We start from the raw sequence: 13,804 nt of genomic DNA, 5'->3' as shown, positions 1-13,804 counted from the left end.
TCTTTGGTTTTTGACGATCGTGATTTATGGCGATCGTGTCAGATTGGTTGATCCGCGCCAACCGGCATTCACCACATATTACCGTCCCATGCAGGTTCGATTACGCCTTACGGCTAATTGAAATCCACGGGCTGGCTATACGGAATTTTGTTCAGCAAGGTGGGTGTCCTGATTTCATAACGTTTGGCTAAGGGGCGGGCTTTAGCCCGTTCCAGTGAGCGAAGCGAACGATTTGAGCATATTGTTGGGCGATACCACTTCAAATGCGCAACACAGACCGAATTTTATTTGCAAGTTGATGCATGCCTCTGCGTTCAAGTTCTTGCACGAAAACATGCCACGGTGGGATGTTACTCATGTACGGTTCGTTGCTTGGCCCCGTATAACCTCCACCACCAGGACCGGTATAAAGCCCGCCACCAGGTCCAGTGTAGAGACCACCGCCAAGCCCCGTATAAAGCCCGCCTCCGGGGCCTGAGTACAGGCCGCCGCCCGGACCTGTGTATAGCCCCCCTCCGGGACCTGTGTACATGCCGCCGCCTGGCCCTGTGTATAGCCCCCCTCCGGGGCCTGTGTACATGCCGCCACCAGGCCCAGTGTACAAACCACCACCGGGGCCTGTGTAGCGACCGCCGCCTGGACCAGAGTATTGATCTCTTACCCACATACGAACTACCTCCGTGTGTTGCCTAACAGTGATTCGATGGAAAGTGGTACTAATCCGTTAATAGAGCCTTCCATATAACTCCGGTTTGCCCTGATCGCCGCCACGAAAAATTCATTTTAAATCACAACATTGCCGACCAATCTCTGGTGCTGAACGCATTCGCCAGACGTCTTCCTTTGGCTCTATTTTTGGCCATCGGGCAAAAGTACACTTCTAGAGCGGCAATGGAAAGCGCCACCCGACCTTGGTGTTGTGAACAGGTCAGGAGTGTGAGCGGGGCAACGTCTTATCTGGCGTAGCTGGCCAAGTGTCTGGCGGTGAGTCAGGGGGAATGGAATAGGGGAGCTGGAAGAAATAACCCGGGGCGTCGCAACGCACCGGGTTATCGGTCGGTAGGGGAGGGTCAGGCAGGTTGGTGGAGGGTGATGCAGTGAATGCCACCGCCACCGGCGGCCACAGGGTCAATGTTGATCTGCACGATTTCGCGACCCGGGTAGAGGCGGGCCAGCAGCTCGTGGCAGTAACTATCGGCCGCCTTGTCGCCAAACTCGGGGGCGATCACGGCGCCATTGATCGGCAGATAGTTGATGTAACCGGCGGCAAAGTCGCGGCTGCGGCTGAAGCGGTTGTCCCGCCCGTCGAGTGGTGGCGGCAGCACATGCAGCTCCAGCTTGTTGCCATCGGCGTCGGTGGCCTGTTTGAGGATGGCCAGGTGCCGGCGGGTCACCTCGTAGTCGTGGGACTGCGGGTCGTTATCCAGATTGACCACCACCACGCCGGGACGCACAAAGCGGGCGTAGAAGTCGACGTGGGCATCGGTGATGTCACGGCCCTTGATCCCCGGCAACCAGATGATTTTGCGCAGCCCCAGATTGGCTTTCAGCTCCGCCTCCAGTTGCGCCTTGCTCACCCCCGGATTGCGGTTGCTGTTGAGCCAGCAACTCTCGGTCAGAATGGCGGTGCCATTGCCATCCACCTCTATGCCCCCGCCTTCACCTGTCAGCTTGCTTTGCAGATAGTGGACATCCGCCTGCTTGCTGACCAGCTCGGCCACACCCGCATCCTGTTCGTGCTCCTGCTTATCACCCCAGCCGTTGAAGTTGAAGTCCACCAGCCCCAGCTCCCCCTCCTCGTTCTGGACGAAGACGCCGCCGGTATCCCGCAGCCAGATGTCGTCCAGCTCGGTGACGATAAAGCGGGTGTTCTGCTCACCACAAAGTTTGCGGGCCAGCGCCTGTTCGGCTTCGCGGCAGAGCACGTTCACCTGGGTATAAGGCACCATGGCCTGCACCAGCCGGCCTATGGTGGCCTGCACCTCCTTGTAATTGCGACCCCAGATATCGGCGCTCGCGCCAAAGGCAACCCAGACCCGAGTCTGAGGCGCGGCCTCGTCCGGCATCTGGTAACGGCCAACCGCAGTGACCTGGGAGCCAATAGGGGTAGCCACATTGGCAGCCTGTGCCCGTGGCAGGCTGCCCAGCCCGGCCAGGGCGCCGATGGCGGCCAGCTGTTTCAATACATGGCGTCGGGATGACATGGGATGGCTCCTTCGGAGGCGGAACGACTCCGGATTGATGACAAAAGTAGGATATGAATGACAAGCGCTGTTAATCAGATCACGCTGAGTAATAGACTAGCCGCCGCGATGATGGCGGACAAACGATCGATTTTCGGTATAAGTGATAAGCGGAGCTAATCAATGATGTTCAAACACTGGCCTCCACTCAATGTGCTGCGGGGCTTCGAGGCGGCGGCCAGACTCGGCAGCTTTCATCAGGCGGCACAGGAACTGCACCTCACCCAGTCGGCCATCAGCCAGCAGATCCGCTCGCTGGAGGAGCTGCTCGGCCAGCCGCTGTTTCATCGGCAGGGGCGCTCGGTCGCCCTCACCGATGCGGGGCAGGACCTGCTGGAGACAACCCAGAGCGTGCTGTTGCAACTGGCGGTGGGGATCCAGCGGCTGGAGCAGTACCGCAAACCGAACCAGCTGGTGCTCAATACCAGCACAGCCATAGCCCGCCACTGGCTGCTGCCCCGGCTGGCCGACTTTCACCGCCTGCATCCCGATATCGATCTCTGGCTGTTTACCAGCGACGAGGTACCCGTCATGACCGAGCAGACCATAGATATCGCCCTGCGCTGGGATCTCGCCCCCCAAGCCGAGTGCCACCACAGGGTACTGCTGGAGGACGCTCTGCTCCCCCTCGCCACTTTGGCCGTGCTGGCCCAACCCCCTGCGGAGCGCACCAGTCTCCATGGAGAGCGGGAAATGGATTGGCACCACTGGACGCTCAAAGGCGGGGAGGATCTGCAGTTGCAGACCCGGGGGCTCAACTTCTCCGATCCCGGCCTGCTGCTGGACGCGGCCGGCGCCGGGCTCGGCGTGGCGCTGGCGAGCGCGCTGCTGTCGGCTCCCGCACGACAACAGGGCTTGCTGCTGCCGCTCTCCTCCCGCACGGTCAAGGGGCCACAGTGGAGCTGGCTGGTCCATCAGGAGAGCGAGACCATTCCGGAGTGCCGCGCCTTCTGCTGCTGGCTGGAGCAACAGTTTGCCCGCGCCGCGACCGACCTCGACGGCATGGCATTGCCACCCTCTGAGGCAGGTCACTGAATCTGCGGGGGGAGCGTGGTTAAATGACGGCTTCTTCTTTTGCCGGACATAGCTGTGACCACGCCATCTGACCTCCAGCCGCTCCAGCCCTGGCCCGATTATCTGCAGGCCTCCTGGCTGCGCTGCGCCCACCAGACCAGCCCGACCCTTTGGCACCCGCCCCACAGCGCCAAGGGGCAAACCCTGCAGAGCCTGCGCCAGCGCAAACGGGATCTGCTCACCACTGGCGAGATGGCGCTGGAGGATCTCTACGAGTTCATGGAGGGGCGCCCCTGCGTTCTGCTGCTCACCGACGAGAGCGGCTGCCTGCTGGCCCGCACCGGCCATCGCGAGACGCTGGCAGAACTGGAGGCGCTGGGCTTCGGGCTCGGCGCCTTCTTCAGCGAGGGTCGCATCGGCACCAATGCCATCAATCTGGCGGCGCTGGAGGGGATGCCACTCTGCGTCAGCGGCCCCCAGCACTTCAACCGCACCCTGCACCCCTGGCACTGCTGCGCCAGCCCGGTCTACAACAGCAATGGCCGTCAGGTCGCCATCATGGCGCTGATCTGCAAGGTGGAAGAGGCGAGTGCCGGGGATCTGGCGCTCACCGTCAGCGCCGGTCGCGAGCTGGCCCATCTGCTGCAGATGGAGACCCTGATGCAGGAGTCCCAGCACCATCTGAGCGAGCTCTACGCACTGCTGGACGGCATGGATGACGGCGTGCTGGCCTGGGACCCGCAGGGCAGGCTGCGCTACCTCAACGGGCTGGCGGCCAGTCGGTTGCGGCTCGATCCCGCGCTCTGCCTCGGCCAGCCGCTGGAGCAGCACCTGTTGTTGCCACAGCGGTTGCAGCTCGCCATCAAGGGGCAGACGCCACTGAGCCATGTGGAGGTGACGCTGGAGCGGATCGGGGTGCAGACCGGGGAGTTCATCAATGCGCTGATAAGCCTCAAGCCACTGCCGGGGCCGGAGGGGGTCAGCTTTATCGCCCTGCTGCACCCGCTGGACAGGCTCAGGGCCATCAACCAGCTGCGCCAGGCGGTGCCCGAACTCTCCGCCCTGGTGGGCGAATCGAGCGCCATGCGCAAGCTGCTGCGCTACGCCCGCCAGGCGGCACGGAGCCAGGGCCCCATGCTGCTGCGCGGGGAGGAAGAGGTGGGCAAGGCCCAGCTGGCGGAGGCGATTCACTTCGGCAGCGAGCAGGCCGCCGGGCCGCTCATCACCCTCAACTGTCAGGCGCTGCCGAGCGAGCGGATGGCGCTGGAGCTGATGGGTTCCGACGAGGCGGGGCAGGAACGGGCCGGCAAGTTTGAGCTGGCCCATGGCGGCACGCTCGTGCTGGAGCAGGTGGAGTGTCTCTGTGCCCCCATGCAGGCGGCGCTGCTGCAACTGCTCAAGACAGGCCGCATCCAGCGCTTCGACTCGGCCCGCATACTGCCGCTCAAGGTGCGGATCATAGCGACCAGCAGCGCGGCGCTGGAGCAGAGGGTGCAGGCGGGACAGTTCGGCCGTCAGCTGCTCTACGCCCTGCAGGCGTGCGAGCTCTGGCTGCCGGGACTGCGGGAGCGCGGCGCCGACTTGCCGGCCCTCATCAGCCAGCAGCTAGGGGCGCAGGGGCGCGAGCCGGTGCGCCAGTTCAGTCCGGCAGCCCTCGACTGCCTGCTCGCCTACTCCTGGCCCGGCAATCTGGGGGAGCTGCGCAGCGCGGTTGAATATGCCCTGCTCCACTCGAGTCGTGAGCAGATCCCGCCGGAGGCGCTGCCCGCCGCCATTCGGCACGGCTATCGGCTGGTGGAAGACGAGGTGGTGGGGCAGCCGCTGCTCACCCTGGCCGAGCTGGAGCGCCAGGCCATTTTGCGCTGCGCCCACGCCTGCAAGGGGCAGGTCAGCCAGATGGCCCAGCATCTGGGCATCAGCCGCACCACCCTCTGGCGGCGGCTCAAGCTTATCGGTATCGATCCCGCGGACTACCACGGCTCCTGACGACTGGGATCCTGTTGTTGCCCGATGAAACCGGTCAGGCATAAAACAACAAGGCCCCGCAGTTGCGGGGCCGTTTTTATATGGCAAGGTAATGAGCGACGCGGTTACAGCCCCAGCTGGTGGGCGGTGACTATGGCCGCCAGCACATCCTCGGCGGTGACCTTGAACGGCATGTTGTGGATGGTCTCCCCTTCGGCGGTGGAGGCTTTGGCCACCTCCAGCAGGCGCGCCATGTCCAGCTCCTTGACCCCCATCATATGCAGGTTGGTCGGCAGGCCGATCGAGCGGCAGAAGGCCAGCACGGTTTCGATCTCCGCCATGGGCGCATTCTCCAGCACCAGCTGCACCAGGGTACCGAACGCCACCTTCTCACCGTGGTAGAGGTGGTGACACTCAGCCAGCTGGGTCAGGCCGTTGTGGATGGCGTGGGCGGCGGCCAGCCCGCTGCTCTCGAAGCCGATACCGCTCAGATAGGTGTTGGCCTCTATGATGTTCTCCACCGCCTTGGTGCAGAGCCCCTGCTCCACCGCCAGCTTGGCCTTGTAACCGTCGGCCAGCAGTGTCTTGTAACAGAGCTCGGCGATGGCCTGGGCCGCCAGGGTAGAGGCACCACCGGCCATGGTCTTGCAGCCGGAAACCTTGTTGGCACGCGCCTCGAAATAGGTGGAGAGCGCATCCCCCATGCCGGAGACCAAGAGCCGCACCGGGGCGCGGGAGACGACGCCGGTATCCATGATGACCATGTTGGGGTTGGTCGGGATCATCAGGTATTCGCTGAACTGTCCTTCCGGGGTATAGATGACCGCCAGCGCACTGGTTGGCGCATCGGTGGAGGCTATGGTCGGCACTATGACCACAGGCACCTTCTGGTAGAAGGCGACCGACTTGGCGGTATCGAGCGTCTTGCCGCCACCTATGCCGATGATGACGTCGAACGGCGTCTGGTTGCAGCGGGCCAGCAGGCGGTCGATCTCGGGGCGTGAACACTCGCCGTTGAAGCAATCGAACTCGGGCTTGATGCCCACGCCGTGGAAGCTGGTGGCAACCGTGTCACCAACCAGCTTGGTAACGAAGGCATCGGCCAGGATGAGCGGTTTGGCGCCGAGCGCCTTGACGTAGTTGCCTATGTTGGCGAGGGCCCCGTTGCCTTGCACGTATTTGCTGGGGCTGATGATGATGCGGTCCATATTCTATCCCTCTCTCTAGTTCATAAGACTTCTTTTGAAACTAACAGGGGCGAAGGGGCGGCTATGCCGGGGAGTCCTTCGTCTTGAGTGGCGCAGCACTGGCACACAGAGCCGGCGCTGCGCCTTGAAACGGGTTGGCGATCAGTCGCCGAAACGCTCGTCTGCCAGTTGCTGGAAGCAGGTCAGGGCGGCCTCGGCATCTTCTCCCTGTGCCAGCAGGGTGAGTCTGTCTCCCTGGCGCACGTTGAGCATGGTGAGCCGGGTCAGACTGCGGGGATTAGCCTCTTTATCCCCCTTTTGCAGCTTGAGTTCAGCAGCAAAGGGCTTGAGGGCCGCCACCAAACGAGCGGCGGGGCGCACATGCAGGCCGTGGGGGTTGTCGACCACCACCTCGCAGCGCAGCCAGCCCTCGTCGGCTGCCGGTGCCGTCTCAGTGGCGACCTGCGCAGCGCTGCCAGGCAGCATGGCCTGCTTGGGCCCCAGGGCGCCGAGCGCCTCTGCGGCCACGTCATCGAGGCTCATACCTGAACCTGCCGCCACCACGGCTGCCAGGGTGCCCTCGACCAGCGGGGCAGGACAGAGCCGCACCCGAGAACTCAGATCTGGGGGCAACAGCTCGAGGGCGGTCTCGGCGCTCAAGAGGGCGCTGCCCAAGTCCATCAGCACCAGCACGCCGCTGCCGTCGTCTGCTTCTTCGATCGCACTCATCACGGCGATGGCATCTGTGCCTATGGGGTGGTCGGGATCATCGACCCCGGCCGCCAGCAACAGCCGTGCCGGGCTGCCCAGCTGGTCGGCCAGCGCTTTCAAGCCGGCCGCCAGCATGGCGCTGTGAGAGACAACTACGATACCTATCATGTCACAACCTCGCTCTGTCACGCAGGGCGGTCAGCAGCAGCAGGGTCGAAGTGGCTCCGGCATCCTGATGGCCTATGCTGCGCTCGCCCAGATAGCTGGCGCGCCCCTTGCGGGCCTGCATCTGTATGGTGGCCTCGGTGCCGGCCGCCGCGGCAGCCACCGCCTTGTCCAGTGCCTCGGCCAGCGGCAACTCCTGCTGCTGCGCCTGTTGCAGGGCGGCCAGCGCGGGCCACCAGGCGTCGCACATTGTCTTGTCGCCCGGCTCGGCGCGGCCGCGAGAGACGATTCCCTCGACACCATCGGCCAGCATCTTGCCAAGCTGGCTCAGGGTCAGGCTCTGGCAGGCATCCGTGCTGGCCGCCGCCCGAATGAAGAAGGTGCCGTAGAGCGGGCCGCTGGCGCCGCCGACCGAGGAGAGCAGCGTCATGCCGGTGGTTTTCAGCACCTGGCCTATATCCTTGTCTGCCACCGCGGGCAGCTTCTCCGCCACCTTGGTAAAGCCGCGCTGCATGTTGAGACCGTGGTCGCCATCGCCGATGTCGGTATCCAGTGCCGTGAGGTAGTCACGCTGCTCGGTGAAGATGTGTTCGCAATCCAGCAGCCAGTTGACGATTTGATGTTTGCTTAGCATGAGAATGAGGGCTCCTTAGCAACCGCGACGCAGGGCGGGGGTGTGAACGGGGGCATCCCACAGGCTCATCAACTCGTCATCCACCTTGAGCAAGGTAATGGAGATGCCGGTCATGTCGAGGGCGGTGCAGTAGGGGCCTATCAGGTTGCGCACCAGATGGATGCCGGCCTCTTCGCACAGGGCCGCGAGACGACCATAGACGCCATACAGTTCTGAAATCGGGGTGCCACCCAGGCTGTTGACCAGGGCTATGACACGATCGCCCCGGTTGAGCGCCTCGATGAAGGTGTGCTCTTCCTGCCAGCTGCCGGAGGCTCTGTCCCAGTGGCGCAGAGTGCGGCCATAGGGGGTGTTGTCCGCCAGCTCGCTGAACATGTCGCCCACCAGGGTGTCGAGGTCGGTGAAGGGGCGGCGCGCTATGCCGGGTTCGCCGTGGATGCCCACCCCGAACTCCATCTCGTTGTCCGCCAGGGTGAAGGAGGGCTTGCCGGCGGCAGGCACGGTACAGGCGTGCATGGCGACGCCTATGGTACGGCTCTGATTGTTGATGCGACGGGCCAGCGCCTCGCAGCGGGCCAGGTCGTAGCCCGCCTCGGCGGCGGCACCGACCAGCTTCTCGCACAGCACAGTCGTGGCGACACCGCGGCGGCCGGCGGTGTAGAGGCTGTCTTTCACCGCCACGTCGTCATCGATCAGCGAGAAGCCGACCTTGACCCCGTCACCGTGCAGCAGCTCGACCGCGGTTTCGAAGTTGAGCACGTCACCCGTGTAGTTCTTCACCAGGAACAGCACGCCAGCGCCACCATCGACCGCCTGACCGCACTCGTACATCTGATCCGGGGTCGGCGAGGTAAAAATTTCACCGGGGCAGGCGCCATCCAGCATCCCCTTGCCCACCAGACCACCGTGCATCGGCTCGTGGCCGCTGCCACCACCGGAGACCAGCGCCACCTTGCCCATCACGGGAGAGTCGGCGCGGGTGATGTAGTGGGGTTCGATACGTACCTTGAGCTCGGGGTGGGCGGCTGCCATCCCCATCAGTTGTTCACGGACCACGGCATCGACGGCATTGATCAGTTTCTTCATGGCTCACTCCTTGGCTTGCCACCGCACGGGTGGGCAAATGGTTGATGAAGCCAGTCTAACGGGATAAATCGGGATAAAAATGACGGCCGGTTCGGTTCGGATTTGAAACAGGAGAAAGGCCATTGGCGTTTCAATCTGAAACAGCGAGAGACAAACGGGAGGGAAACTGCAGGCGGCCTCACAACCATGAAAAAGGGCCCCCGCAGGAGCCCTTCACGCCAACCGGCAGCCTTAGATGGCCCAGCCACCGGCATAGAAGACCACCAGTGCCACGGCAATGATGACGGTACCGACGTTGAGTTTCTTCCACTCGGCGGCAAACAGACGACCCACGACCAGCGCCACGAAGCCCAGCATGATGCCGGTCACTATGTTGCAGGTGAGTACGATGAAGACGGCGCACAGCATGCCAGCCAACGCATCGACAGAGTCGCTGAAGTCCAGCTTGGTGACGTTGCCCAGCATCAGCAGACCGACGTACATCAGCGCCGGTGCTGTGGCGTAAGCCGGCACCAGATAGCTGAGCGGCGAGAGGAAGATCATCAGCAGGAACAGCAGGCCGACCAGGGCTGCGGTCAGACCCGTCTTGCCACCGGCTGCGGTACCTGCGGCAGATTCAATGTAGACGGCGGCCGGAGCCCCACCCACGACGCCAGCCACCATGCTGCTGACGGAGTCGGCAGTCAGGGCCTTGCCGCCGCTGATGATGTGACCACGCTCATTGATGAGACCCGCCTGACCCGCTACGGCACGGATTGTACCGGTGGCGTCGAACACGGCTGTCATCACCAGCGCCAGTACGGTCGGAATGACCACGGGGTTGAGGGCACCAAACAGATCCATGCTGCCAACCAGAGAGCCCTTCTCGCCAGTCAGGCTCGGCATGGCGAAGAAGCCATGCCAGGCCACGTTCGGATCGAAGATGAGGCCGAGGATGGAGATGGCGATGATCACCATCAGTATGCCGCCCGGCACCTTGCGACGTTCCAGGCCGAAGATGGCGGCCAGACCCAGTACCGTCATGACGACCGGGAAGGAGGTCACCTCACCGAGCTGAACCGGCAGACCCGCCCCTTCGTTCTTGATCACCATGCCGACGCCGTTGGTGGCGATCAGCAGCAGGAACAGGCCGATACCTATGCCGGTGCCGTGGGCGATGCCAGAGGGCAGGTTGTCCAGGATCCACTGGCGCACGCCGGTCACGCTGATCAGGGTGAACAGCACCCCCATCAGGAAGATGGCGCCGAGGGCCACCGGGATGCTCAGGCCTTGCCCCAGCACCAGGCTGAAGGCGGTGAAGGCGGTGAGGGAGATGGCGCAACCAATGGCCATGGGCAGCTTGGCCCAGAGTCCCATCAGCAGGGAACCGAAGGCGGCGATCAAGCAGGTCGCCACGAAGACGGGCCCCTGCTCGAAGCCGGCGGCACCCAGCATGTTCGGCACCACTATGATGCTGTAGACCATGGCCAGGAAGGTGGTCAGCCCGGCCAACAGCTCCTGGCGCACACTACTGCCGCGCGCAGAAATGGAAAAATAAGAGTCCAAAAAGCCGCCGTTCCCTGATTGGGCGGCCATATCTTGCTTTGCCATAACTAATCCTGAAAGTGTGAAGGAAATCGTTTGCTTTTGTGGCGCGCAAAATAGCAAGAATTTGTCGAAATTGCAGCGAATTCCCTGACTTTTTCATCAAAATGGCAGTAATCGTTCTCGTTCGGGCACAAATCTGCATGCCCGCTTGCTGCTGTTCCCACCTTCGTCCACGAGGCAGGCCTCTATACTGCAGAGAACCATTCGCACTGCCAGACGGGAGATGACCCATGCACACGCGCAATCTGCTGAACGATATTCCCTCGCCACTGCCTACCGAACTCTTTCAGGATCTGGTCAGCACCAACCACCTGCGGATCGAGCGCATTCTCTCCCACGGCCATCAGACGGCACCGGGAGAATGGTACGATCAGGATGAACATGAGTGGGTCCTGGTCGTGCAGGGAGAGGCCAGCCTGCTGTTCATCGATCCGCAGACCCAGGAGCAACAATCGGTACAGCTGGGCCCGGGCGATCACATCAATATTCCCGCCCGTCAGAAACACAGGGTGGAGTGGACTCACCCCGACATGACCACAGTCTGGCTCTGCGTGTTCTACTGAGGTGGATAAGAAAGGGACGGCAAGGGCCCTTGAATGAAGTCGAATTGATACGGCAAAGGGAAAAGGGGAGCAGTTGAGCAGTTGAGCAGTTGAGCAGTTGAGCAGATGAACTTGAGGTATCAGAAAGCAAAAAGGCCTTCCCGATCGGGAAGGCCTTTCAATTTACTGGCGGAGCGGACGGGACTCGAACCCGCGACCCCCGGCGTGACAGGCCGGTATTCTAACCGACTGAACTACCGCTCCGCTGTCTGGTTAGCTTTTTGCTAAATTGTCTGCCGTCTCAACGAGGTGTCATCCTCTCGGCCAACGTCGTGATGTGCACGGCGCTGTTTAATTGGGTGCCTGGCAGTGTCCTACTCTCGCATGGCGAATGCCACACTACCATCGGCGCTACCGCGTTTCACTTCTGAGTTCGGCATGGGATCAGGTGGTTCCACGGCGCTATGGCCGCCAGGCAAAATCTTAATCTAGAAAGCTGACGTGAGTAACGACTGATTGGCTATTGCCTGGTCGCTATCACTGAATTAGGTAAGTAGTCTCGCACTTGCTACAAGTCTCAGAACACTTCTTGGGTGTTGTATGGTTAAGCCTCACGGGTAATTAGTATGGGTTAGCTCAACACGTCGCCGCGCTTACACACCCCACCTATCAACGTTGTGGTCTCCAACGGCCCTTTAGGACCCTCAAGGGGTCAGGGATGACTCATCTCAGGGCTCGCTTCCCGCTTAGATGCTTTCAGCGGTTATCGATTCCGAACTTAGCTACCGGGCAGTGCCACTGGCGTGACAACCCGAACACCAGAGGTTCGTTCACTCCGGTCCTCTCGTACTAGGAGCAACTCCCTTCAATCATCCAACGCCCACGGCAGATAGGGACCGAACTGTCTCACGACGTTCTGAACCCAGCTCGCGTACCACTTTAAATGGCGAACAGCCATACCCTTGGGACCGACTTCAGCCCCAGGATGTGATGAGCCGACATCGAGGTGCCAAACACCGCCGTCGATATGAACTCTTGGGCGGTATCAGCCTGTTATCCCCGGAGTACCTTTTATCCGTTGAGCGATGGCCCTTCCATTCAGAACCACCGGATCACTATGACCTACTTTCGTACCTGCTCGACCTGTCCGTCTCGCAGTTAAGCTGGCTTATGCCATTGCACTAACCTCCTGATGTCCGACCAGGATTAGCCAACCTTCGTGCTCCTCCGTTACTCTTTGGGAGGAGACCGCCCCAGTCAAACTACCCACCAGGCACTGTCCGCGATCCCGATTCAGGGACCTGCGTTAGAACATCAAACATACAAGGGTGGTATTTCAAGGACGGCTCCAGCGCAACTGGCGTCACGCCTTCAAAGCCTCCCACCTATCCTACACATGTAGGTTCAATGTTCAGTGCCAAGCTGTAGTAAAGGTTCACGGGGTCTTTCCGTCTAGCCGCGGGTACACCGCATCTTCACGGCGAATTCGATTTCACTGAGTCTCGGGTGGAGACAGCATGGCCATGGTTACACCATTCGTGCAGGTCGGAACTTACCCGACAAGGAATTTCGCTACCTTAGGACCGTTATAGTTACGGCCGCCGTTTACCGGGGCTTCGATCAAGAGCTTCGCTTGCGCTAACCCCATCAATTAACCTTCCGGCACCGGGCAGGTGTCACACCCTATACGTCCACTTTCGTGTTTGCAGAGTGCTGTGTTTTTGATAAACAGTCCCAGCCATCTGGTCACTGCGACTCCCAACTGCTCCATCCGCGAGGGACTTCACTGTCAAGAGCGAACCTTCTCCCGAAGTTACGGTTCTATTTTGCCTAGTTCCTTCACCCGAGTTCTCTCAAGCGCCTTGGTATTCTCTACCCGACCACCTGTGTCGGTTTGGGGTACGATGACTTGTAATCTGAAGCTTAGAGGCTTTTCCTGGAAGCAGGGCATCAATGGCTTCACCACCGTAGTGGCTTCGTCTCGTGTCTCAGTGTTGTGTCTCCGGATTTGCCTAGAAACACCACCTACGCACTTTCACCAGGACAACCGTCGCCTGGCCCACCTAGCCTTCTCCGTCCCCCCATCGCAATTACAAGTCGTGCAGGAATATTAACCTGCTTCCCATCGATTACGCCTTTCGGCCTCACCTTAGGGGTCGACTCACCCTGCCCCGATTAACGTTGGACAGGAACCCTTGGTCTTCCGGCGAGGAGGCTTTTCACCCCCTTTATCGTTACTTACGTCAGCATTCGCACTTCTGATATCTCCAGCATACCTCTCGATACACCTTCGCAGACTTACAGAACGCTCCCCTACCACTCACACATAAGTGTGAATCCGCGGCTTCGGTGCCTGGTTTGAGCCCCGTTACATCTTCCGCGCAGGCCGACTCGACTAGTGAGCTATTACGCTTTCTTTAAATGATGGCTGCTTCTAAGCCAACATCCTAGCTGTCTGAGCCTTCCCACATCGTTTCCCACTTAACCAGAACTTTGGGACCTTAGCCGGCGGTCTGGGTTGTTTCCCTCTTCACGACGGACGTTAGCACCCGCCGTGTGTCTCCCGGATATTACTTACTGGTATTCGGAGTTTGCATGGAGTTGGTAAGTCGGGATGACCCCCTAGTCCAAACAGTGCTCTACCCCCAGTAGTATTCGTCCGAGGCGCTA

General features: G+C 61.2%; 9 protein-coding genes, 1 tRNA gene and 2 rRNA genes (1 of these 12 cut by a window edge). 3 read left to right on the top strand and 9 right to left on the bottom strand.

Annotated elements, in window-relative coordinates; genetic code table 11:
• Positions 1 to 1,070 precede the first annotated feature (1,070 nt).
• On the bottom strand, positions 1,071 to 2,204 hold the full coding sequence (locus CK910_RS06540) for an agmatine deiminase family protein (RefSeq protein WP_098981677.1): 1,134 nt from the start codon (positions 2,202 to 2,204) through the stop codon (positions 1,071 to 1,073).
• A gap of 162 nt (positions 2,205 to 2,366) precedes the next feature.
• Here CK910_RS06540 and CK910_RS06535 point away from each other — a divergent pair, with 162 nt between their 5' ends.
• Entirely contained in the window at positions 2,367 to 3,278 is a 912-nt protein-coding gene (locus tag CK910_RS06535; protein ID WP_098981674.1) for a LysR family transcriptional regulator, read from the top strand.
• Positions 3,279 to 3,332: 54 nt separating this feature from the next.
• Positions 3,333 to 5,243, top strand: coding sequence for a dihydroxyacetone kinase operon transcriptional regulator DhaR (dhaR, locus tag CK910_RS06530; protein ID WP_098985009.1), 1,911 nt, complete (start codon positions 3,333 to 3,335; stop codon positions 5,241 to 5,243).
• A gap of 104 nt (positions 5,244 to 5,347) precedes the next feature.
• On the opposite strand, the gene CK910_RS06525 is transcribed toward dhaR, so the two are convergent.
• The 5 genes from CK910_RS06525 to CK910_RS06505 all read right to left on the bottom strand — a co-directional run bounded on the left by CK910_RS06525 (position 5,348) and on the right by CK910_RS06505 (position 10,595).
• On the bottom strand, positions 5,348 to 6,430 hold the full coding sequence (locus CK910_RS06525; protein ID WP_043141519.1) for a glycerol dehydrogenase: 1,083 nt from the start codon (positions 6,428 to 6,430) through the stop codon (positions 5,348 to 5,350).
• Positions 6,431 to 6,571: 141 nt separating this feature from the next.
• Positions 6,572 to 7,288 (bottom strand): dihydroxyacetone kinase phosphoryl donor subunit DhaM, encoded by a 717-nt coding sequence (gene dhaM / locus CK910_RS06520; protein ID WP_098981672.1) that lies wholly within the window; start codon positions 7,286 to 7,288, stop codon positions 6,572 to 6,574.
• Between the two features lies 1 nt (position 7,289).
• Positions 7,290 to 7,919, bottom strand: a complete 630-nt coding sequence (gene dhaL / locus CK910_RS06515) for a dihydroxyacetone kinase subunit DhaL (protein ID WP_098981669.1) — start codon at positions 7,917 to 7,919, stop codon at positions 7,290 to 7,292.
• Positions 7,920 to 7,934: 15 nt separating this feature from the next.
• Positions 7,935 to 9,005 carry a dihydroxyacetone kinase subunit DhaK gene (gene dhaK / locus CK910_RS06510; protein WP_098981667.1) on the bottom strand — a complete coding sequence of 357 codons (1,071 nt, stop codon included), beginning with the start codon at positions 9,003 to 9,005 and terminating at the stop codon, positions 7,935 to 7,937.
• 231 nt (positions 9,006 to 9,236) lie between these two features.
• Positions 9,237 to 10,595 (bottom strand): NCS2 family permease, encoded by a 1,359-nt coding sequence (locus CK910_RS06505; protein ID WP_172955254.1) that lies wholly within the window; start codon positions 10,593 to 10,595, stop codon positions 9,237 to 9,239.
• A 227-nt stretch (positions 10,596 to 10,822) separates the two neighbouring features.
• Between CK910_RS06505 and CK910_RS06500 the strand changes: the two genes are divergently transcribed.
• Complete coding sequence (locus tag CK910_RS06500) at positions 10,823 to 11,155, top strand: cupin domain-containing protein (RefSeq protein ID WP_043142538.1); 333 nt, start codon at positions 10,823 to 10,825, stop codon at positions 11,153 to 11,155.
• A gap of 166 nt (positions 11,156 to 11,321) precedes the next feature.
• Here the strand turns inward: CK910_RS06500 and CK910_RS06495 are convergent.
• From CK910_RS06495 to CK910_RS06485, 3 genes are all read right to left on the bottom strand, one after another.
• Positions 11,322 to 11,398: transfer RNA gene (locus CK910_RS06495), tRNA-Asp, on the bottom strand.
• 97 nt (positions 11,399 to 11,495) lie between these two features.
• Positions 11,496 to 11,610 (bottom strand): 5S ribosomal RNA (gene rrf, locus CK910_RS06490).
• A 124-nt stretch (positions 11,611 to 11,734) separates the two neighbouring features.
• Positions 11,735 to 13,804, bottom strand: a 23S ribosomal RNA gene (locus tag CK910_RS06485) (it continues 820 nt past the right edge of the window).

This window comes from Aeromonas sp. CA23 (assembly GCF_002587065.1).
Lineage (GTDB): Bacteria > Pseudomonadota > Gammaproteobacteria > Enterobacterales > Aeromonadaceae > Aeromonas > Aeromonas bestiarum.
Note: the sequence above shows the minus strand (reverse complement) of the source record. Positions and strands in the feature narration are given on the sequence as shown.